Genomic DNA, 20,774 nt, shown 5'->3' with positions numbered 1-20,774 from the left:
TTACGCGGAAGATCACTCAGAAGACCGGTGACATAACGTTCAAGGGTTTGCCGGGGTTCCTCCCGGCTAAAAACTTCACGATAGGGCTTCAGGAAATCCATCAGTTCCGGGACGGGTTGACGAATCGCTTTTGGAATACGTTTGGAATCCATGATCTACCACCTCGGAGACATCTTTCGACAAATCCGAGGATTCATCCTTCAAGACTCAAAGCAGTACTAGGAGACGTCGCACTTCTGGAACCGTCAGGCCTGTTTCCAAGCGATGTCCCGCTTCCTCCAATCGATACTGTTGTAGTTCGACCGCCTATTCAACTTTTTTAATCACATCACTTGCATACGGATGGACCGTCATCACCATTTCATATAAACTCCCCCGCAAGCCTCTCGGGGGATGGTGTTCGTTTGTCAGACCGTCGTTAGCTTGTCTCTTTTAAATCGGCGATCAGCCTTCGAATATCCCTCGGATCGTATAAAGTCATGACTGACTCGTAAGAGGCGTCGTCCGCTGGCAGCAAATAACCCGGATAATCATTTGCGTACCCGATGATCCAGCGGCTCGTGGGCAAGCGGGTCCGCTCCCTTTGATCCTTCAGGAATGAGCACAGCGGGAGTTCGCCGGGGACCCAATGGATCGTCCACGGGCCGATTTTCCATGTCGACACTTCCAAAGAGAAGGGAGAAAGGGTCACCTTGGAACGGGCCCGAATCCCTTCCATAATATCATGCGGCAACGATAGATCAGAAGCTGGTTCTTGCGGTGGGAGTTTCGGGCGGAGAGAATAGGAGCTTACGCTCACGTCTATAGTTGAGGGGTGGAATTCCACTTCCCCACGGCCATGGTTCAAAACATCCATAGTTTGTTCGGCCAATCGATTAGCAAACCGTTCCAGTTCCCAGACGCTCGATTCCTGACGGGTATACCGGGTACTGATGTCTGCGGCTGGTCCGTTCCAGATCCCGCCGATGAGATATCCCCGTTCCATCAACTGTTGTGCCGCCGTGCCGTGAAGATCAGGGCTGATCCATGTGTGGGAACGGCTGAGCACCGTGGGATGACAAGGGAAATTCACCCAAAAAATCGGTGGTTTTTCAACACAGATGAATGTCGCCACTTGAAGGGGAAGCCAACGAAAAGCGCCCGGCTTCCGACGACTGGCCCCAATGTTTGGAACTGCGTGACTGCAGAGCCGAATCACCGCCAGATCATCCAAAGACTCCAGAGCGTCCCGAAGCGCATCCGCGATCACACGGTAACTCTCCTCGTCTGGCTCCATTGCTGCGATCACATCCGAGAACACACGGGCCATCACATCTTCTTCACAAAACGCGGCGATGGTCGAAGAATGGGAATGCGTCGAGGTGATGGCAATGTGGTCGCGATGAATCAAACCGTTGTCTTGAATCTTCCCTTTCATCCGCTCGGCCCATTGTTTCCCAACGGCGAGACCGTCGAGCAAAATGGCCGCATAAAGCTGACCCGTTCCGTTTTCCAATACGGTGACCCGAACATAGAGCGGCCTGTGTTCAGCGGTGGCATACCGAAGGGGGCGGTAACCGGATAACGCCCCTCGCTGGGACTTCCACCTTCGGGCAGCCATTCCGACTCTCATCCGATTCACCTGCCCATCTCAGGGAAAGGTTTTGATCCCATCCTTGCCCGCTTGGATCGCCTTCTCCACCGCCTGCTCAGTCGACAGATGCTCCCGTCCGAGAAGAACCTCCAGGAGCATCGGCAGATTGGTGCCGGCTATGACGCTGGCTCTCTCCATTTCCCGGGAGAGCAGCGCGCTGACTTTAAAAGGAGTTCCTCCCGCCAGATCGGTGAAAAACAGAATGCCTGTCGCCGGTTGGAGTCCGGCGACGGCACCCTTCAGTTTTTTCTCCAGATCTTCGGTGGAATCTTGGGGATCAAAAGAAACATCGGCGGTTTTCCGCTGTTTCCCTACAACCAGTTCCACCGCGCTTCTTAATGCGGATGCAAATCCTCCATGTCCGACAATCACGACTCCGATCAAAAGGGATCCCTCCTGTTACAAAACTCCGAAGTACTTTCCGGCGACGCCGATCAGGACTGTGATTCCAATCAATTTCAGCGGGGAATACCCCTTCTTCAACAGGAAAAAGATCAGCAACGTATAGGTTAAGGGAAGCAGGTTGGGCATCACCTTGTCCAACAGTTCTTTTTGGATCTCAAATGACTCCTTGCCGATCGGAATCTTCGCCGGAGTGCTCAGTTTCACATACGAAGCGATCATTCCGCCCACGACCGTGAGTCCGACGATGGAGGCGGCTCTGGAAATGGCTTGGGTCCCGGATTTCAGCTTCTGAAGCGCTTTGACACCCGTGTTGTATCCGTAAAAAATCCCTCCGAACCTCAACATCAGGTGAATCGCGTTAAAGGTCAACAGGAAGACGATCGGTCCGGCAAGGCTGCCCTCCATCGCAATCGAGGCACCGATCCCCGCCGTGATCGGCAACAGCGTCAGCCACGCGACCGCATCCCCGACACCTCCGAGCGGCCCCATCATCCCGACCTTGATTCCGCGAATCGCGTCCGGTTTTTCCCTGGACTCCTCCATGGCGGCGACAATGCCGAGAATCGGTGTCACCAGGAAGGGGTGCGTATTGAAAAAGTCGAGGTGACGTTTCATCGCGTCGGACAACTCTTCCCGCTTCCGATAGATCTTCTTCAGCGCCGGCATAAGGCTGTACAGCCAACCGCCAGCCTGCATGCGCTCATAATTGAAGGAAGACTGCAAAAAGAAGGAGCGGACGGCCATGCGCATCAAATCTGTTCGCGAAAGACGCTTTTCCGGTTGGTCGGCGTTGGCGGTCCGAGTATTCGTTTGCTCTTCAAATGCCACTTGTCTTCTCCTCCTTTGCAAACGGGGTCTCCCGTTGATAGAAATCGTACAAGGCGAAGGCTAGTGCCAAGATGGCCAACCCCAACAGACTGATGTCGGAATAGGTGACGATGGCAAAACCGGCGATCAAGAAGGCTGTATATTGCTTTTTCAGCATCACGGTAAGCAACATGGCAAACCCGATTGCCGGCATCATCCCGCCGGCCACCGACAATCCTTCCATCAACCAGGAAGGCAGGCTCTCCACTAAAGAACTGGCGGCTTCCACACCGTAATAAATCGGCAGGAAAGCAATAATGGTATTGAAAATAAACAGAACACCCATGCCGGATAAATTCAGCCAATCGATCGCCCGATCATTGGATCGTTCCGCATAGCGATCCATCTTATGCATGACGGGGGAGTAGACCGTAAAGAGCAAAGTGATCGCACCCTGAACGGCCACCGCGAACGGAACGGCGATGCTGACGGCCACTTTTGGATCCTGATCGAGCAAGATGGCGAAAGCGGTACCCATGATGCCGCCAATCACCACATTGGGAGGTTGAGCGCCCGCCAACGGCACCATCCCCATCCACACCAACTCCAACGTGGCCCCGGCGATCAAACCGGTTTGAAAGTCACCCAGAATCAACCCGACCACCATCCCCGTCACGATCGGCCGGTGAAGATGCGTCAATCCGTTGAATTGATCGATTCCTGCGATCCCCGCCCATAAAGCGATTAACAGCGCTTCTGTGAACATTGAGATGTCCCCTCCTTCTAAGGAAATAACATCGGACACTATTCCGTCTCCTGAGAAGCTTGATAAATGGCGTAAAAAGCCTAACTTAAAAATGAAAACTAGCCACTTTTAGTATTTGTCAGTATCTCGTTCTTTTTCCTCGAATGCCAAAATCCGTACACGAGCAGGGCAACAAACGGAACAAAGAAAAGTATTTCGATTCCCGCCTTTACGAACATAGCGACCAGCGACAAAACGATAATCCCGTCAGGGACAAGAAAGGCGATTCCGTTGACACCGTACTCCTCCAATCCTAAAACCGGATAAAAGAGGGCAACTGGAATCGTCAGAACGAGTCCGTATATGAACCCGGAAAAAGCAGCCCCTCTTCTTCCGCCGAGTACGTTTCCGAATATACCAGCCACGCCGCCAGTAAAAAATCCTCCAATGATCGAGGGCAGTGGAATGACCGTGTTCAAAACATTGGAGACAAACATCCCTGCGACCATCCCGACAATACAGCAGAGAAAACCAATCATTAAAGCTGTCGGCGCGTAAGGAAAAACGATCGGGCAATCAAGGGCAGGTTTGGCACCTGGCACTAACTTCAGCGCAATTCCCCGGAAAGCCGGGACGATCTCTCCCAAAAACATGCGCACGCCTTGCAGCAGGATGAGAACGCCAGCCGCAAAGCCAAAAGCTTGTATGATCGTAAACGTAAACCATCCCTGCTCGTCGCTCAACGTTTGCACGAAATCCGGTCCCGCCGCAACCGCTGTGACAAAATAGATAACTAACATGACGAGCGAAATCGAGATCGCCGTATCCCGGAAGAAATCCAACCCTTTCGGTAATTTTACATCCTCGCTCGATTTCTGCGCATCCCCGACAGCTCTTCCGATCCAGGCGGACAAGACCACACCCGTTGTCGTTAGATGCCCGTACGCCATTTCGTCGGAACCTGTCAGCTTTTTCATAATCGGCTGGGCGAGAGCAGGAATCATTGTTAACGTCATCCCTTGCAGGATCGATCCGTACATGATCGTTTCCCACTCGGAAACTCCCATATCGTAAAACGCCCAAGACAAGCCTCCCGCCATGATCCACATCATGTGACCTGTTAAGAAAATATACTTAAACGGAGTAAAACGCGCGAGTAACACGTTGATCAAAAAGCCGATGGCCAAAATAAAAGAGGTCGTACGAGCGATAACAGCGACTTTTTCCGTAAGTGCCCCGATAACCGCTTCATCAAAAGGTACGACGCCGGTCAAACCGAACCCTTTTGTAAACATCTCGCTGAACGGTGTCAAATAATTAGAAATCAAACCGGCACCGCCTGTGAGAATTAACAACCCTAAAATCGTTTTAATAGTACCCTTCACAGTGTCAGACAACGACTTCTTTTGTGCCAACAGCCCGGCGAGAGCGACGAGACCGAGCGTAATCGCCGGAGTGGTCAGCAGTTCGATCACAAGGTTCAACACTGCTCACCTCTTCGCTTTATGGTTTAAATAAGTCAATAGCTTCTCCCTGATTTCTTGTTTGTCTGTCATGTTTTTCAGGAAAATGACATCGCTTTCAATACCGGAAAACTGATTTTGCATCTCAGTGGAAGTAACAAACAAGTCAGCCACTCTCCCCGTGATCGAGCCGATGTCTGACGCTTCCACCTCTGCATTGAACCCGACTTCGTTTAAAATGTCGTCAATCGTCATTTTCACCATGAGACTCGTCCCGAACCCCATGCCGCAAACCGTTACGATCTTCATTTGATGACCTCCTGGAACAATATATCTTTTTTACAAACACGTAATGCGCTTCTTGTACGCTTTAATGTACTCACGGTTAATGGCGTCACCTTCGTCTAAATTGGAACTCACCCAAACAGGCGGTGTTAAACCAGCTTGTACCAGCTTGTTGACGGTTTCGACAATGAGCGCTTGTAGGAGTGTAAACCCGATTATCGAAGATACCGGGCCGAATTTTGCCTGCAGCCCTTCCAATTCCATCACGGCATCGCCTTTCGGCGCTTTACTGTCGAGAACGACATCCGCAATGTTCAACAGTTTCTTTCCGCTGGCATGACGCGATTTTACCCCTAGTGAAAACAAGCTGGAAGTGAGCGCAATGACGGACAATCCACGTTTTTTTGCTTCCAGTGCCATTTCAACCGGTACAGCGTTGCGACCGGACGTCGAGGCGATCAATACGACTTCTCCTGGATGTGTTTCTTGATGTTCCCATATAAGTGAAGCGTAGCCTTCCAAACGCTCGAACCAGGTACTCTTCGGGGCAGTCGGACGCAAGGATAGACTCGACTCTAAAATTGGGTTAACGGGAACCAGTCCGCCAGCGCGGTAAAAAATTTCTTCGGCATACATTTGCGAGTGCCCGCACCCGAATACGTGCAACACACCGTCCTGTTTGATCGCATCGGCAATTAATCCCGCTCCTTCGTCAATCGAGTGCACTTGCTGTTTACATTGTTCGATTAACTGTTCCACTTGTTTAATGTACTGAATGGCTAACATGTGATTTCCTCCTCTAATTAACGCATTCCCTTAAAACCGCCAGCACTTCGGCTACAGACGAAGAAGACCGCAATTTGTGAATGCACGCTTCGTCGTTCAATAACGTCATCAATTGTGACAACGCCTTTAAATGCTGGTTATCATCGACAGCTCCAAAAGCAAAAATTAAGTGTACCGGATCTTTTTCCGTATTTCCGAACGAAACGCCTTCCCGGCAAACGAGCAAACTCATACACACTTCCTGTACCCCGTCTTCTGGACGTGCGTGCACTAAGGCGATCCCCGGTGTAATCACCACGTAAGGACCGTGTTCTTTGATCACCTGGGTCATGGCGGTTATATACTGTTCCTCCACGGCTCCTTCTCTAAGTAGCATTTCTCCTGCAATTTTTACAACTTCTTCCCAATTGGAGCAGCGATGTACAACTTTGATAGATTGTTCATGTAGCAAATCTTGCAGCACAGGTCCCTCATCCTCTCCCATACGATGCTCTTCCTTATTCGATGTGGGGAATGGCAGTAGGTGGAATCGTTCATCAAGTCCCTCCTTCTCGCTTCTAAATCAGACTGATGATATTCTGCCCTTTTTCACTCGGCACGCGCCGAATCTCCAACTGGACACCCAACTCATGCAATTCCCGAAAGGTCTTCTTGTCGTCCTCGTCCACCGACACGGTACTCGTCAATTGCTCCTTTCCCTCTGAATAGTGCATATTACCTATGTTGACCCTTCGGATTGGAACTCCCCCTTTCACCAGTTTCAAAACGTCCTGCGGTGTCTTGACGATCAAGGCAATCTTTTGCTCTTCGGATGCCAAACCGATTTTGTCAATGGTCTCTTGAATCGTGAAATAGCGCGTTTCCATTCCCGACACAGCCATGTCCATCAGGCTTTGCTGTATCGAATCCCCCGCCACTTCATCATTGGCGACCACGATCAGGTTTGCTCCCACATGATTGGACCAAGTGACGGCAACTTGCCCGTGAATGAGCCGGTTATCGATTCGGGTCAGTAAAATGTTCGGCATTCCGTACCCCCCCCTTTTTTGAAAACGCATTCATTTTTGGCGTTGCCAACAACATCAGCTGAAAAACGCCTTCCATCTCCTCTTTTTTCACGCGATCCAATTCCCCCGGGGCTGGGGTTGTCAGGACCGGTCTCCACCTTTCTGTGCGGATCTCTGGTGATTTTCCGCCCGTATCCAGAAAATTTTTTCAAGGGCCACCTTTTTAACCGCCTCTCGTGCGCTTCGGAAGATTTTTCGCGGGTCCGACTCCCCGGGATGTTCGGTCAGAAAGCGGCGAAGCTCGTCAGCGAAGGCACGTTTCAATTCGGTGGAGAAGTTGACTTTACAGATGCCGCGGCGAATCGAGCGATGAAGGTCCTCCCGGGGAACGCCGGAGGCACCGTGCATGACCAAGGGAATTCCGGTGCGCTGGGAGATGGATGCCAGGCGTTCCAGGTCCAGACGAACTTCTTCCTGGTACGTACCGTGGGCCGTCCCGAAGGAAGGAGCCAGAAAGTCAACCCCGGTGGTCCGGACGAAAGTTTCCGCGGCGGCGGGGTCGGTGTACCTCCCGGTGCTCCTTGTCTCTTCCGCCTCGCCGATCGTTCCCAGTTCCGCCTCCACCGGGACATCGACAGCATGGGCCAATTCCACTGCTCTTTTCACCAAGGCCACGTTCTCTTCAAAAGGGAGGTTTGATCCATCGATCATCACTGAAGTATATCCCGCCCGCAGGCAGCGGGCGACAGTGTTGAAGGAATCGCCGTGATCCAAATGGAGGGCGACCGGTACCGCCGCCTGTTCCGCTGCGATGCGGACCATGGACGCGAGGTGGGCTAACCCCATATGATGAACCGTGGCGGGGGTGGTTTGCATGATCACGGGAGACCCCGTTTCTTCTGCCGCCTCCACCACCCCTTTGACGATCTCCAGATGGTGGGCGGGGAAGGCGGGCACGGCGTATCCGTCACGGTACGCCTGAAGTAGCATCTCTTTCGTTGTGGTCAGAGGCACGGTTATTCCCCCTTGTCGTCATCCAACACGACCACCGGGTTCAGGTTCCGGGGACGGTCCGGATCGAGTCCCATCTTCAGGGTGCGGTGATAAGCCGTTAGCTGTAGAAAGGGCATGTAGAGGAGCGCCCGGCTTCCGTCGCTCAACCCGGGGGCGAGATCTAGTTTGTGATCGGCGGAAAAGCCGTCCAGCCCTTCCCCGAGCACTACCACATCGGCTCCGTGACGGCGCAGGTCCTCCGCCAAATCCCGATCGTAGGGCCGGGTGGATCGCCGACTCAGGAGGAACACCCGGCACCCTCCCCGAATCACCGAGATGGGGCCATGCCGAAATTCTAGGGGATTGAAGGCCTCGGAAAAGACTTGGGTCATTTCTTTCATCTTCAGCATTCCTTCGCTGGCGAGGCCGAAATAAGCCCCCAGTCCAAGGTAGATCATGTGGTTGAAGCGGAGATCTCCTCCTAGGGTCCGGGCCAACTCATCCGCTTCCAAGATTCCCGCCTCGCCCAACCGGGGAAGTTGACGAAGTTCGCCCAGGAGTGTCTCGTCCCTGGAGACCCAAGCGGCGAACAGCTGTAAAGCAAACAGCATATTGGTGAAGCTTCCGGTCATCACCACGCTTTGTTCGCGGATGTGGGGAAGGATGATGAACTGCTCGGCCGCCTGGACCGACCGCCCGGAGGGGTTGCTGGTCACCGCGAGGCACCGGGCTAAACCCCGCTTGCGGACTTCGCGGAGGGCCCTCACCAATTCCGTGGTGTTTCCAGAACGGGAGAGACCGATCACCAGGGCGGGCGATTCGGTGATCACCGATCGGGGATGGAGCATCACATCGGAGGCGGGGATCGCCCTCGACAGAATTCCGGTTTGCTCTTGAAAAAAGGAGGCGGCAGCGATGGAGAGATAATAGGAGGTCCCGCACCCCGTGAAAATGACTTCCCTGGGGGCAGTGTCCCGGAAAAAGCTCAGGAGGCGTTCCCGCTCCCCACCTAAGGAGTTGATCGTGGTTTCCCAAGCCGCCGGTTGCCGCCGGATTTCGTCATAAGTGACAGGTTGATTCATGAAACTCCTCCCTCTTTTTTGAATATACCTCACAATCTATCCTATATTAGATGGGTTGATGGGTCAAGTTGAAGGAAGCTAGAAGTTACAGGAGTTCCGTGTAAAACCGGCAACGGTCCCCCCGGACGACGGAACGGCAGAATTCAACGGGGTAACGTTTTCCGTCATAGGCGATCCGGTCCAGCAATAAAGCCGGGTACCCCTCGGGAACGTCAAGGTATCTGCTTTCGTAATCCCGGATCAGAACAGGCTCAAATATTTCTTTGGCTCGTGTGATGAGGATGCCGTGCTGCCGGTCCAGATAATCATACAGGGAACTGTGTTCCAATGTTTTTCGGTCCATGTCCGGGACCCGCGCCCTGGGAAGATAGGACGTCTCCAGGATGATCGGCTCCTCTCCTGCACAGCGAAGGCGCCGCAGCATCCAGATCTCGGCAGGTTCCTCCAGCTGCAAGTATTGGGCCACGCTCGGTTTGGCACGGGTTTTCTCCAGAGCCAGGACAACGTCTTTCGGCTCAAGGCCATGGGCTTTTAGAACCTTGCTGAAACTGTAGAAACCGGTGAGGGAGTGCTCGATTTTCGGTAAGGAGACAAAAGTGCCCCGCCCTTGCTCACGATGGAGCAACCCTTCCCGAACCAGATCGTCCAATGCCTTGATCACGGTGTTCCGGCTCACCAGATACCGTTTCCGCAGCTCGTTTTCTGAAGGGATCCGGTCTCCGGGTTTCCACTCCCCAGACTCGATCTGCTCTTTGAGAAATTCCTTCAGCTGATGGTAGAGAGGAATGACGCTTTCCGAGTTCAGCTGTTTCACCATGATCTTTTCTCCCCCATTCGTAAAACGTTGTCATATCATAAGCTTTACATCGAAGACTCTCCGAAATACCATTCTACGAGGGCATTGCTAGTGATGTCCTCTAAGGACGGGGAAGGGGACACTTTGCGCTACCGCTCAGGGCACTATCGTGACAATGGCATCTGAAAAAGCCAGAGGCTGATCGCTAGGCGAATTCGCCACCCTTGTAGGATTTACTTTAAACTCTAGATGAGCAAATCAGCTAACAAAAATAACCAGAATCAGACTCACTTAAGCAATGTTCAGCTGCTCTTTGACCTGTTTCAGAGGAACCGCTTGTTGGAATTGATGGTAAATCCAATCCAACAACCCGTGCTCCCGTCGGTGACGGATGCGTTTGAGACCGAGCGATTCGTCCCCGCTTCCGGTTTCGGCGCAATAGAAAAACGTCAACAAAAGCAGGATCCAGAAGCGCTCGATCGCACGAACGGATCGGATTCGGTAACGATCAAAGGCATACTTTCCCTTCATCTGTTGAAAGAAGGTCTCTATTGCCCAGCGGTTTGCATAGCGCATCAGGATCTCTTCCTCATCCAGAGAGACGTCTGTGGACAAATAATACCGAAGAGTGGAAGGATGACCGAAGGAATCTTCCGGCCACGTCAAGAGCACCACCGCATTGGCGATCCCATTAAGAGCCCCTTCGTAGCGGAACACCCGGTAGGAAGCGTTCCCCACCGTCACGAGGCGGGTATCGGCTTTTCGGATGTGACCGGCGAAAGCGGAGCCCGGGATCCGGATGCCCTGAGGAAACAAGATCCGGTTGGTTTTGAGCCCACCGATGACTTGTAACCCCTTGGTCGAGGCGAGATCGACGATCTTCACCGATGTGTACCAGGAATCCATCAATAAATAAGTCGGGTGTTCGAATACGGGGAGGGTCTCGAGAAGTTCGCATGCCAGAGCGATTTTGCCCACTCCACTTTTGTCATATCGCCGGAACGCAAAGGGAAGACACCGATCCCCGCAACGAAGCAACAGAACCACGACCTGGTGCCCCCAAACCGGACCGCCTTTTCCGTGTGAGAAGTGAAAGTCCGCTTGCTGAATCGCCGACATCGCCCGTGACGAAGGCTTGGTTTTCTCGCAAACGGAATCATCCAGAATCGCGTAAATGGGGAGACCGGTTCGCTTGGCGTGCTGCTGAATCTTGCGCAAAGATCGCTGGTTCAGGTGACGCTGCATCCACTGTTCGTCCCATACCCCTCGATGGAGGAAATGGCTTAACGTCGTCCGGTGTCGACGTTCACGACTCAAGGTGTGCACATCGGTCAGTGTCCCGGAAAATCCTTTCTGTGTAACGGCATCCATAAAGTGAATGAGGTGTTCGAACACAGGCTTAGACAGGTACAGAGGAAAACGTTGCTCCGTCAAATAGTGGCGGATCTCTTCATGGTATGGTAGATTGAGAGTACGAGACATGATCTTGGCTCCTTTGGTGGATGTGTTGTGGTGACTCTATCCATACCATAAAGAGCCGAGCCGTTCATGTCTCTACTTTTTTGTCAATGGAAATTTCTTGATCCGCTTTTGCTCATCTAGAGTTTAAATGAAATGAAAACGAAGCGATCAACTTTCTATCCGGGCTACTGGTTGACTCAAAAGTCCCTGAACTAACCTTATACCTACAACACCCAATACCGAATTGCTTGCGCGACGCCATTTTCCACGTTAGATCCCGTTATCCAGTCAGCAGCCTCTTTTACTATGTCTTGAGCATTTCCCATTGCTACACCGCAGCCTGCTTCCTTAATCATGGCGATATCATTAAGGCTATCACCCATCGCTATAACCTCATCCATCGATATACCGAGTCGACGGCAAACGTTGATAAGCCCTTTCGCCTTATTAACACCTGCTGCATTTACTTCAATGTTAGTCGGACTGGAATTGCTGATTTCAAGCTGATGATTTTGAGAGAGTTCCTCTAAAACCCTTTCTCTCACCACATCATCATCTATATCAAATCCGTACTTCAGCCACTGGTGTAAGGAGATATCCGTCGGAAATTCTTCACGCCACACCTTATCAATGGTTACAGCCCAGAACCGGGTCTTATATTTTTTCGTTAACTCCCACATCGTTTGAATACAAGCAACGTCAAGTATGTTTCTTTCCAACAAGTTTCCTGCACAATCCCATATCTCACTGCCATTTACCGTGACAAGATATGAGTCAAGTTTAAGGGACTCAGCAAATTGTGAACAAGTGGAAATGGATCGGCCGGTACTTAAAACGACATGAATTCCCTTTTCGCGGGCTTCTGCAATCGCTTTACGATTCGCCTCAGAGATTTGTCCTTTCTCATTTAAAAGTGTCCCATCGATATCCAATGCGATGAGTTTGAATTGCTTTTTTATATTGTTACTGGACACTAATGAACACACCTTTCAACAGAAATACGAGGGAAATACAAGCAGTTCGCCGCCGAACAGAACAGTTAAACTGCACAATTCATCTCAATTTATCATTCATACGAATCACTATACCGTCTATTATAAAAGAAAAAGAAAGAATAGACGAATGGGATCCCGTTGTTCTTGACGTAACAGAAGGTGATTCCACAATCTTATTCGATTCCGCGAAAAAACTGTGTGGCCGCATATATTTTCTTAATGATGCCCGCACCGGGAGTCTAGCCTTTTGAGCAGGTGCCTTATCGCCGGATGGAGAACCCTCCCTCACCGCTGATCATGGATTGAACCTCTTCTTCGGAACAGATGTTGGCATCTCCCGCGATCGTATGCTTATATACGGATGCAGCCAGTGCGAATGCCAACGATTGATCAGGCTCCCATCCCTTTAACCATCCATGAAGGAATCCCGCGGCAAAAGCGTCCCCACCGCCGATCCGGTCCACGATGTCGAAGGTGTGACCTTTGTTCATGTGCAATTGACCACGATGATCCAAGGTGTACCCGGAAAGATGATGACGGGTGGCTGATTCTTCCTTCCGCAATGTGGATGATACTTGTTCAATGTTGTATTGTACCAGCAGTGGGGTCATCGTCTCCTGAATCTGCCCCTGTGGATCTGCCGATGTCGGGGAAGGGAATCCCATGATCTCCACCGCATCCCTGACTCCGGCAAACAATACGTTCACGTAAGGAAGGAAAACCTCCATCGCCTCTCTCGCCTCGGACACGGTCCATAACTCTTTCCGGTAGTTGAAATCGAAGCTGACCGGGATGCCCCGTCGTCGAGCTTCCCCTGCCGCCCGTACGGCCACCTCTTTGGCGGACGGGCTGATGGCCAAAGTGATGCCGCATGTGTGAAAAAGGCCGGCTCCTTTAAAAATGGCATCCCAGTTGAAATCTTCGGGTGTGGCTTCCGCCATGGCGGAATTCCTGCGGTCGTAAATCACCTGAGCGGGACGAAGGGAATGTCCCGGTTCCATAAAATAGATCCCCAATCGCCGGCCGCCCCGAACCGTGTGTTGAGTGTCTACTTCGTATCGACGGAGAAACTGAATGACCGCATCCCCCAAGGCATTTTCCGGCAACCGGGTGACATAACGGACGGAGTGGCCGAAACAAGACAGGGAAACGGCGACATTGGCTTCCGCTCCACCGTAAACGACGTCAAAGTTCTCTGCCTGGACGATTCTCTTTGCTCCCGAAGGAGACAACCGAAGCATGATCTCGCCCAGTGTCACCACGGCCCACTCAGACATCTCCTACTTCCTTCCGATACGTGTTCACTCTCCCCATCAGCTCCCGCGCCCTTCGTTCCACTTCCTCGAATTTCCCTTCCTCAGCCGGACGGAACAGCTCTCCCCCGATTCCGACCGCCACCGCTCCACTCTGCAACCAATCAGTGACGTTTTCGACGTTCACGCCTCCGGTCGGCATAAATTCCGCTTGCGGCAACGGTCCCTTTAAGGATTTCAGAAATGCCGGACCAAAGGCGTTTCCGGGAAACAACTTCAGGATGGAGCAGCCCCATTCCAACGCACCCACCATTTCCTTCACAGTCATGCATCCGGGGAGATAAGGCACTTGGTATCGATGACACATCCGGGCGATGGTCTCCTCCGGATGGGGACTGACCACGAAAGAAGCATCTGCGGAGATGGCCATCCGCGCCGTTTCGGCATCCATCACCGTACCAGCGCCGATCAGGGCTTCAGGAAACTGCCGACGAAGGTTGCCGATGACCCGTTCCGCTTCCGGCACGGTAAAAGTCACTTCCAACGTCCGGATCCCCCCGCGATAAGAGGCAGTTGCCGCAGCTTCCGCCTGTTCCGGGCTCTCTCCCCGAATGACAGCCACCACCCGCTCCTTGACCAGTTGACTGAGTACCTTCCATTGCTTCATCGGTATCCCTCCTAATCCTAGACCCCGGAGTATGCGGAGAATCCCCCGTCGACCGGGACAACGATCCCGGTGACAAATCCGGAGGCTTTTTCATCCACCAGCCACAACAACGTACCGATCAGTTCATCAGGTCGGCCAAACCGGTTCATAGGGGTTTGACCCAGGATTTTGTTGGCCCGTTCATTATAGGTGCCGTCATCCCGCAGTAACAGCGGACGATTTTGTTCCGTCAAGAAAAAGCCGGGAGCGATGGCATTAACCCGAATCCCCGACCGGGAAAAATGGACGGCCAGCCACTGGGTGAAATTGCTAACCGCCGCCTTAGCCCCGCTGTATGCAGGGATTTTGGTCAATGGGGTATACGCGTTCATGGAAGAAATGTTGATAATCACTCCTTGCCCCTTTCGTACCATGGACTCCCCAAAAATTTGAGTGGGAAGCAACGTGCCCAAGAAATTCAGGTTAAAAACCGAAGCGACGGACTCGGGATCCAGATTGAAGAACGTCACCAGTTCCCGTACTTCAGCTTCGCCGGGGTGATGGAACTCGAGGGTGGTCGTGGCGTTGGGACGGTTTCCGCCGGCACCGTTGATGAGAATGCGGCACGGACCCCATTCCCTCTCAATAGTATCCCGGGCCGCCCGCAACTCTTCCGGTTTCAGGACATTCGCCGCCACGCCCATGGCGGTCCCGCCCAATTCCTTGATCGACTGGACCACCTGATCCAACTTTTCCCGGTTACGTCCAATGACGGCCACGGAAGCCCCGCATTCGGCCAGCGCCTGACAGAAAGCTTGACCCAGCACACCGCTCCCGCCCGTCACGATCGCAGTTTGACCGCTGAGGTCCACCGAAAAAGGAAGCATCTTGGTTTCCCTCCTTCACGCTTTGTTCAGTGCTTCCCAGATACCGTTCAGATACGCGGCTCCCAATGCCCGGTCATACAACCCGTACCCGGGCCTTCCGGTTTCTCCCCAGATCATCCGCCCGTGATCGGGTCGCATCGGGCCGTTAAATCCGATATCGTGATAGGCTTTCAACACCTCCACCATGTCGATGGAGCCGGAGGAAGACAGGTGGGCGGACTCTTCAAAGCTTTTCTCCCCGGTTCGTTTGACGTTCCGACAATGGGCAAAGTGGATACGATTCCCGAAACGACGGATCATTCGGGGCAGATCATTCTGCGGATCGACACCCAGCGAGCCCGTGCAGAACGTCAAACCATTGTTGGGACTGTCCACCAGTTGGATCAACCGTTCCAAACTTTCTTCATTGCGGATGATGCGCGGCAGACCGAAAATCGGCCACGGAGGGTCATCGGGATGGATGGCCATTTTGATACCGACCTCGTCAGCCGTCTTCACGACTTTCTGCAGGAAATAACGGAGGTTCTCCCACAAGGTCTCTTCGTTAATTTTTTGATAGGCCTCCATCAATTCCACCAACTCATTTTTTTGATAACTGGTGTCCCATCCGGGCAAATCCAGATCCCCCGACAAAGGGTTCATTTGAAGGACCTTTGACTCCTCATAGGCCAGTGTTGTCGATCCATCCGGCAGTCGACGGTCCAACTGGGAGCGTGTCCAGTCAAAGACAGGCATGAAATTATAGCAGACCACCGGAATCTTCGCTTGGGCCAGGTTCTTCAAGGCCATTTGATAATTTTTAATGTACCGGTCCCGCGTGGATCTCCCCAGTTTAATGTCTTCATGCACCGGTAAACTTTCGATCACCTCCAACGAGAGCCCGGCACGCTCCACCTCTTCCTTCAATGCCAGGATCCGATTTAACGGCCATACTTCTCCCACCGGAATGTCGTAGATGGCCGTGACAATCCCGGTCATACCGGGGATTTGACGGATAAATTCCAGGCGGACCGGGTCATCCGGTCCGAACCATCGAAAAGTCAACTTCATGACTGTGTCACCTGCTCAAAAGCAAAGTAGTTCTTGGCGTTGAAATAGGCGATTTCCCTGACCATGGCCCCAAGCAACTCCAGATCATCAGGGGCTTCGCCGCTTTCCACCCAACCTCCGATCAGATCACACAGAATGCGACGGAAGTATTCATGGCGGGGATACGAAAGAAAACTGCGGGAATCTGTCAGCATTCCCACAAACCTGCGCAACAGTCCCATCGTTGCCAAATCGGTCAACTGCCGTTTTATCCCGTTGGTATGGTCGTTAAACCACCAAGCCGAGCCAAACTGAATTTTTCCCGGGATTTCATCGCTTTGATAGTTTCCGGCCATGGAAGCCAGTACGGGATAATCTTTCGGGTTTAAGGAATAAAGAACGGTTTTGGGCAGGGATCCGCTTTTCTCCAATTGGTCGAGGAACATCGCAAGCGGACGGGCCAACCGGAGGTCATCCATGGAGTCATAACCCGTGTCCGGACCCAACCGTTGGAATCCCCGGGTGTTGGCGTTTCGCAAGGCTCCAATATGCAACTGCATGGTCCAACCGAGAGAAGCGTACAGTTGCCCCAAAAAGAGCAACGTACGCGTTTGAAACTGTTTCTCTTCCTCTACACTGACAGTCCCACCCGACAGGGCTTTTTGGTAAATCGCGGCCACGTCCTCCAGTCCGGCCTCGAACCAAGGGATATGATCCAAGCCGTGGTCGGACAATCGGCATCCTTCCCAATGGAAATAACGGGCACGCTCTTCCAGGAGTTGAAGGAATTGTTCGTAGGTATGAGCCGGTTTTCCCGTCACATCCTCCAGTTTCAGAACCCAGTCCCGAAACCCGGACTTTCTGATGTTCAACCCTTGGTCCGGCCGGTAGGTGGGAAGCACCTGGGTGTCCAATTCCCCGCTCTCCCGCAATTTGCGATGGTACTCCAACGAATCCGTGGGATCATCCGTCGTGCCCACCATCTCCACCTTGAAGTGCCGCAGAAAGGAACGGGCGGTAAACTCAGGGGTTGCCAACAGACGGTTGGCCTCGTCCCAAATTTCGTCGGCCGTATCCTCATTCAGCAGTCGGTCGATTCCGAAAAACCTCTTTAGCTCCAGATGCGTCCAAACATACAATGGGTTGCCGATCAGGTAAGGGACAGTACGTGCCCATGCCCGGAATTTTTCTTTATCACTGGCGTCCCCGGTAATGAGACGCTCCGGGATGCCGTTGGCCCTCATGGCCCGCCATTTGTAATGGTCGCCCCTCAGCCAGATGTCGGTCAGGTTGGTGAATGAGCGATCTTCCCAGATTTCTTTGGGATCCAAGTGGCAGTGATAGTCGATGATCGGCATGTCTTTGGCGTATCGATGATACAGTTCCCGGGCCGTTTCATTACTCAAAAGGTAATCGTCATGAAGAAAATTTCCCATGATCAACCCTCCGCTTCCGTTAAATCTCCAATTGGCTCGACGCCTGTTGAATCCCTTGTTCCACGATTCGTTGCAGATGTACGGAGACTCGTTCGTGTAACCAGGGGATCGACGAACACAGATCTTCTCCCCAAATCTCTGTATTTTTCAGCGTTTCGGCGGCGAGTTGTTCCAATCCCCCGGGAGTACCGTCCCACTTTGCCCATACATCGGCGAAGAAAGAAACCGTCTTCGGTTTTTCCCGCATGAGATCCTCACTGCCGTTCAAGAAAATCCGTATCACACCCTCATCGACCACCTCCCCTTGGTAAAACCGGATCAATGCCGCCAGAGAGAAAGCCAAGGTATCTGGAATCCGGTTGTTTCGCTCTTTCCACCGTTTCAGGAGTTCCAACAACCGGCTGTGGTATTTGGTCACTCCGTTTTGACCGATGTCCACCCACCGGTGATGAATCCGGGGATTGGCGAACCGTTCCAAAACATCCTCTGCAAATCGCTTCTTCTCCGATCTCCTCCCTTCCAACACCGGCAGGATGTCGGAATCAAGGGCTTGGGTTGCCAAGCGGTGCAACCACTTGGTTTTCATCGCCTCGGATACCGTTTCACACCCTCCCAACAGGGCCGGGGCAAACAACAGGGTATGGGTTCCGTTCAGGATGCGGAGCTTCAGCTCCCGATAATGGGCAACGGAATCCCAATGGACATGCAGGCCGGCTTTGTGCAAAGGGAGGTGTTCTTTCAGTTCGGGGTCCCCTTCGACGGCAAACAGATGATACCGTTCCGCCACCGTAAGCAGCCGGTCTTCGTAACCCAATTCTTCAAACAGTTCGTCTGCCCGCTCCCCGGCATCTCCGGTCACGATCCGGTCGACCAACGTATTGCAAAAGACGTTGGAATTCTCCACCCATCGTTTGAATGACCCGGGGAGTTCCCAGTCCCCCGCAACCTTAAGGACCAAATCCCTTAAAACGTCCCCGTTATCCTCGACCAGTTCACAAGGGAGGATCCACATCCCGGCTTCCGGCGCACCCGAGAAAAATTCATAGCGCCGATGCAGAAAGGCGGTCAACTTCCCCGGAAACGACAGAGGGGCCGTTCCCGGGGAGTATGCTTCGGTTTGATATGTCAGACCCGCTTCCGTGGTATTGGAAACCACCCATTCGATTTCCCGTCGTTCAGCGAGCTTCAGAACCTCCTCCCATTCCTCGTAAGGATTGATCCCCCGACTGATGGAGGTCACCAATTCTACTTCCCGCAGGGGTTTTCCATTTTGCAGACCTTCCAGGACCACCGTGTACAGACCGTCCTGTGCATTGAGGACGGGAACAACCTTCCCCCGCGGGGTCGGTTGAACGGCGACAATCCGGCCGCACCAGTGCCCCGACCGGTTCAACCGGTGAATCATCCAATCGAAGAATCCCCTCAAAAAACGTCCTTCCCCAAACTGGACGATTCTTTCCGGCACTTGTTCGATCCCGGATTCATCCGGCCGGTGGTCACGCAGCCAACCTTTGTTCAGCGGATCCAAGCCTCGTGCGGTTTTATGTTTCAAAGCGTCACACCGTCCTTGAAAATGGCGATTTCCTTGAACCCGTAAATTTCATTTCTTGTTCGCTTCTCCCCCGAAGCGATCCGGATAACCTCTTCGAAAAGGGCTTCCTCCACTTCTTCTTTCCGTTCCAGTACCGGTTCGGCATCAAAGTCGATCCAGTTCTTCTTTTTCCGGGCGAGTTGCGTGTTGGTGGAGATTTTCATGGTCGGAACGGGGCCTCCGTAGGGAGTCCCCCTGCCCGTCGTAAAAAGAACCAACTGCGCGCCCGCCGTGGCCAATGTGGTGACGGAGACCAGATCGTTGCCGGGGCCCTGCACCAATTGAAGACCCGGACGGCGATACCGTTCCCCGTAGGCCAACACATCGGCTACCGGTGAGAACCCCCCTTTTTGGACACACCCCAGCGACTTCTCCTCCAGGGTGGTGATTCCGCCTTCTTTGTTACCGGGGGAAGGATTTTCGGAGACAGGTTGCCCATGGTTCAGGAAATACTCCTTGAAGTTGTTCACCAGGCGAACGGTCTTATTGAACACTTCTTCATCGGATGCACGTTCCAACAAGATTTCTTCGGCTCCGAACATCTCTGGCACTTCCGTCAAGAGGACGGTCCCTCCCTCGGAAACTATGCGGTCCGCCAAGGTCCCGACCAAGGGGTTTGCCGTGATGCCCGACAGCCCGTCGGAGCCGCCGCATTTCAGGCCCACCGCCAACTTCGACAAAGGGACGGACTGCCTTTGAAAAGTCTTGGCGTATTGCGCCAACTCTTCAATCATAACCATCCCGTCTTCCAGTTCATCGCTCACGTCTTGAACGGCCATGAATTTCACCCGCCGCCCGTCGACAGGTCCCAGCACTTCCTGGAAAGAAGCGATGTGGTTGTTTTCACATCCCAGCCCAATCACCAATACCCCGGCGGCGTTCGGGTGTTTCACGAGGTTGGCCAACACCTTTTGCGTATTCTTCAGGTCATCCCCCAGTTGGGAACATCCGTATGGGTGGGGAAAATGATACACTCCATCTAAGCCGTCGCCGGCAAATGATTCATTGGCGGTCCTTGCCAGAAGTTCTGCGGTTTTATTAATACAACCTACCGTATTGATGATCCAGATTTCATTACGGATGCCGACGTTTCCGTCTTCCCGGACGTATCCCCGGAAGGTCCGGGAAGATTTTTGGACGGGCCGGGAAGTCGTCTTCCGTCGGTACCGGTAAGTCTGCGTTCCCTCCAATCTCGTCTCCAGGTTATGGGTGTGAACCCATTCGCCGGGACGAATCTCTCGCTTGGCCCTTCCTATGACATGGCCGTATTTCAGTACGTCCTCTTCCGATCGGATGGGCTTCAGAGCCACTTTATGTCCCGCGGGAATCTCCTCTGTCAAAGTGATCGTCACTTCTCCGAAGGTCAGGGTCTCTCCTCGACGGCAAGATCTGAGTACCACACCCACGGAATCGTCTTTGTGGATTCGGATGGTGTCCGGGCTCATTTTCCACCTCTCCCTTCCTTCACGCCCCG

At 52.9% G+C, this 20,774-nt stretch carries 21 protein-coding genes; all 21 read right to left on the bottom strand.

Annotation, left to right across the window (positions count from 1 at the left end):
* Positions 1-418: 418 nt before the first annotated feature.
* The 21 genes from C8P63_RS15160 to C8P63_RS15060 all read right to left on the bottom strand — a co-directional run bounded on the left by C8P63_RS15160 (position 419) and on the right by C8P63_RS15060 (position 20,745).
* Positions 419-1,612, bottom strand: coding sequence for a hypothetical protein (locus C8P63_RS15160; RefSeq protein WP_108025494.1), 1,194 nt, complete (start codon positions 1,610-1,612; stop codon positions 419-421).
* Positions 1,613-1,630: 18 nt separating this feature from the next.
* Positions 1,631-2,017, bottom strand: coding sequence for a PTS galactosamine/N-acetylgalactosamine transporter subunit IIA (agaF, locus tag C8P63_RS15155; protein ID WP_108025493.1), 387 nt, complete (start codon positions 2,015-2,017; stop codon positions 1,631-1,633).
* A 15-nt stretch (positions 2,018-2,032) separates the two neighbouring features.
* A complete protein-coding gene (locus C8P63_RS15150; RefSeq protein WP_108025492.1) occupies positions 2,033-2,866 on the bottom strand; it encodes a PTS system mannose/fructose/sorbose family transporter subunit IID in 834 nt (277 codons plus the stop codon).
* Positions 2,856-3,611 carry a PTS N-acetylgalactosamine transporter subunit IIC gene (agaW, locus tag C8P63_RS15145; protein ID WP_108025491.1) on the bottom strand — a complete coding sequence of 252 codons (756 nt, stop codon included), beginning with the start codon at positions 3,609-3,611 and terminating at the stop codon, positions 2,856-2,858. The genes C8P63_RS15150 and agaW overlap by 11 nt, the downstream gene beginning before the upstream one ends.
* 98 nt (positions 3,612-3,709) lie before the next feature.
* The gene (locus C8P63_RS15140) at positions 3,710-5,077 is read right to left on the bottom strand and encodes a PTS ascorbate transporter subunit IIC (protein WP_108025490.1); all 1,368 of its coding nucleotides are present in this window, start codon (positions 5,075-5,077) and stop codon (positions 3,710-3,712) included.
* 3 nt (positions 5,078-5,080) lie between these two features.
* Positions 5,081-5,362, bottom strand: coding sequence for a PTS sugar transporter subunit IIB (locus tag C8P63_RS15135; protein ID WP_108025489.1), 282 nt, complete (start codon positions 5,360-5,362; stop codon positions 5,081-5,083).
* Between the two features lie 30 nt (positions 5,363-5,392).
* The gene (locus C8P63_RS15130) at positions 5,393-6,124 is read right to left on the bottom strand and encodes a sugar isomerase domain-containing protein (RefSeq protein WP_108025488.1); all 732 of its coding nucleotides are present in this window, start codon (positions 6,122-6,124) and stop codon (positions 5,393-5,395) included.
* Positions 6,125-6,137: 13 nt separating this feature from the next.
* Positions 6,138-6,608, bottom strand: a complete 471-nt coding sequence (locus C8P63_RS15125) for a PTS sugar transporter subunit IIA (RefSeq protein WP_108025487.1) — start codon at positions 6,606-6,608, stop codon at positions 6,138-6,140.
* A 73-nt stretch (positions 6,609-6,681) separates the two neighbouring features.
* On the bottom strand, positions 6,682-7,152 hold the full coding sequence (gene agaV / locus C8P63_RS15120; protein WP_108025486.1) for a PTS N-acetylgalactosamine transporter subunit IIB: 471 nt from the start codon (positions 7,150-7,152) through the stop codon (positions 6,682-6,684).
* Positions 7,153-7,272: 120 nt separating this feature from the next.
* A complete protein-coding gene (locus C8P63_RS15115) occupies positions 7,273-8,145 on the bottom strand; it encodes a class II fructose-bisphosphate aldolase (protein WP_108025485.1) in 873 nt (290 codons plus the stop codon).
* A gap of 2 nt (positions 8,146-8,147) precedes the next feature.
* On the bottom strand, positions 8,148-9,206 hold the full coding sequence (locus tag C8P63_RS15110) for an SIS domain-containing protein (protein WP_108025484.1): 1,059 nt from the start codon (positions 9,204-9,206) through the stop codon (positions 8,148-8,150).
* An 85-nt stretch (positions 9,207-9,291) separates the two neighbouring features.
* On the bottom strand, positions 9,292-10,023 hold the full coding sequence (locus C8P63_RS15105; protein ID WP_108025483.1) for a GntR family transcriptional regulator: 732 nt from the start codon (positions 10,021-10,023) through the stop codon (positions 9,292-9,294).
* 270 nt (positions 10,024-10,293) lie between these two features.
* Positions 10,294-11,484 carry an IS701 family transposase gene (locus C8P63_RS15100; protein WP_108025470.1) on the bottom strand — a complete coding sequence of 397 codons (1,191 nt, stop codon included), beginning with the start codon at positions 11,482-11,484 and terminating at the stop codon, positions 10,294-10,296.
* A 203-nt stretch (positions 11,485-11,687) separates the two neighbouring features.
* On the bottom strand, positions 11,688-12,437 hold the full coding sequence (locus C8P63_RS15095) for a Cof-type HAD-IIB family hydrolase (protein WP_245920949.1): 750 nt from the start codon (positions 12,435-12,437) through the stop codon (positions 11,688-11,690).
* Between the two features lie 281 nt (positions 12,438-12,718).
* Positions 12,719-13,735, bottom strand: coding sequence for a sugar kinase (locus C8P63_RS15090; protein ID WP_108025482.1), 1,017 nt, complete (start codon positions 13,733-13,735; stop codon positions 12,719-12,721).
* Positions 13,728-14,378 (bottom strand): bifunctional 2-keto-4-hydroxyglutarate aldolase/2-keto-3-deoxy-6-phosphogluconate aldolase, encoded by a 651-nt coding sequence (locus tag C8P63_RS15085; protein WP_108025481.1) that lies wholly within the window; start codon positions 14,376-14,378, stop codon positions 13,728-13,730. Before C8P63_RS15085 ends, C8P63_RS15090 begins: the two co-directional genes overlap by 8 nt.
* A 17-nt stretch (positions 14,379-14,395) precedes the next feature.
* A complete protein-coding gene (locus C8P63_RS15080) occupies positions 14,396-15,244 on the bottom strand; it encodes an SDR family oxidoreductase (RefSeq protein ID WP_108025480.1) in 849 nt (282 codons plus the stop codon).
* A gap of 15 nt (positions 15,245-15,259) precedes the next feature.
* A complete protein-coding gene (gene uxuA / locus C8P63_RS15075) occupies positions 15,260-16,294 on the bottom strand; it encodes a mannonate dehydratase (RefSeq protein WP_108025479.1) in 1,035 nt (344 codons plus the stop codon).
* Positions 16,291-17,709: a glucuronate isomerase gene (gene uxaC / locus C8P63_RS15070; RefSeq protein ID WP_108025478.1), complete on the bottom strand. Its 1,419-nt coding sequence runs from the start codon at positions 17,707-17,709 to the stop codon at positions 16,291-16,293. The genes uxuA and uxaC overlap by 4 nt, the downstream gene beginning before the upstream one ends.
* A gap of 19 nt (positions 17,710-17,728) precedes the next feature.
* Positions 17,729-19,261, bottom strand: a complete 1,533-nt coding sequence (locus C8P63_RS15065) for a tagaturonate reductase (protein WP_108025477.1) — start codon at positions 19,259-19,261, stop codon at positions 17,729-17,731.
* Positions 19,258-20,745: a UxaA family hydrolase gene (locus tag C8P63_RS15060; RefSeq protein ID WP_108025476.1), complete on the bottom strand. Its 1,488-nt coding sequence runs from the start codon at positions 20,743-20,745 to the stop codon at positions 19,258-19,260. The genes C8P63_RS15065 and C8P63_RS15060 overlap by 4 nt, the downstream gene beginning before the upstream one ends.
* Positions 20,746-20,774 lie beyond the last annotated feature (29 nt).

It is taken from the genome of Melghirimyces profundicolus, from assembly GCF_003054245.1.
In the GTDB taxonomy this organism is placed as follows: Bacteria; Bacillota; Bacilli; order Thermoactinomycetales; family DSM-45169; genus Melghirimyces; species Melghirimyces profundicolus.
The sequence above is the reverse complement of the archived record's forward strand: the minus strand, read 5'-3'. Positions and strand labels throughout refer to the sequence as shown.

Bases quoted from the DNA above. Each gene is read 5' to 3' on its own strand.
- agaW (WP_108025491.1), bottom strand. From the start codon at position 3,611: ATGTTCACAGAAGCGCTGTTAATCGCTTTATGGGCGGGGATCGCAGGA.
- uxuA (WP_108025479.1), bottom strand. From the start codon at position 16,294: ATGAAGTTGACTTTTCGATGGTTCGGACCGGATGACCCGGTCCGCCTG.
- C8P63_RS15130 (WP_108025488.1), bottom strand. From the start codon at position 6,124: ATGTTAGCCATTCAGTACATTAAACAAGTGGAACAGTTAATCGAACAA.
- C8P63_RS15080 (WP_108025480.1), bottom strand. From the start codon at position 15,244: ATGCTTCCTTTTTCGGTGGACCTCAGCGGTCAAACTGCGATCGTGACG.
- C8P63_RS15110 (WP_108025484.1), bottom strand. From the start codon at position 9,206: ATGAATCAACCTGTCACTTATGACGAAATCCGGCGGCAACCGGCGGCT.
- C8P63_RS15100 (WP_108025470.1), bottom strand. From the start codon at position 11,484: ATGTCTCGTACTCTCAATCTACCATACCATGAAGAGATCCGCCACTAT.
- C8P63_RS15105 (WP_108025483.1), bottom strand. From the start codon at position 10,023: ATGGTGAAACAGCTGAACTCGGAAAGCGTCATTCCTCTCTACCATCAG.
- C8P63_RS15160 (WP_108025494.1), bottom strand. From the start codon at position 1,612: ATGAGAGTCGGAATGGCTGCCCGAAGGTGGAAGTCCCAGCGAGGGGCG.
- C8P63_RS15085 (WP_108025481.1), bottom strand. From the start codon at position 14,378: ATGAAGCAATGGAAGGTACTCAGTCAACTGGTCAAGGAGCGGGTGGTG.
- C8P63_RS15090 (WP_108025482.1), bottom strand. From the start codon at position 13,735: ATGTCTGAGTGGGCCGTGGTGACACTGGGCGAGATCATGCTTCGGTTG.
- C8P63_RS15060 (WP_108025476.1), bottom strand. From the start codon at position 20,745: ATGAGCCCGGACACCATCCGAATCCACAAAGACGATTCCGTGGGTGTG.
- agaV (WP_108025486.1), bottom strand. From the start codon at position 7,152: ATGCCGAACATTTTACTGACCCGAATCGATAACCGGCTCATTCACGGG.
- C8P63_RS15135 (WP_108025489.1), bottom strand. From the start codon at position 5,362: ATGAAGATCGTAACGGTTTGCGGCATGGGGTTCGGGACGAGTCTCATG.
- C8P63_RS15125 (WP_108025487.1), bottom strand. From the start codon at position 6,608: ATGGGAGAGGATGAGGGACCTGTGCTGCAAGATTTGCTACATGAACAA.
- uxaC (WP_108025478.1), bottom strand. From the start codon at position 17,709: ATGGGAAATTTTCTTCATGACGATTACCTTTTGAGTAATGAAACGGCC.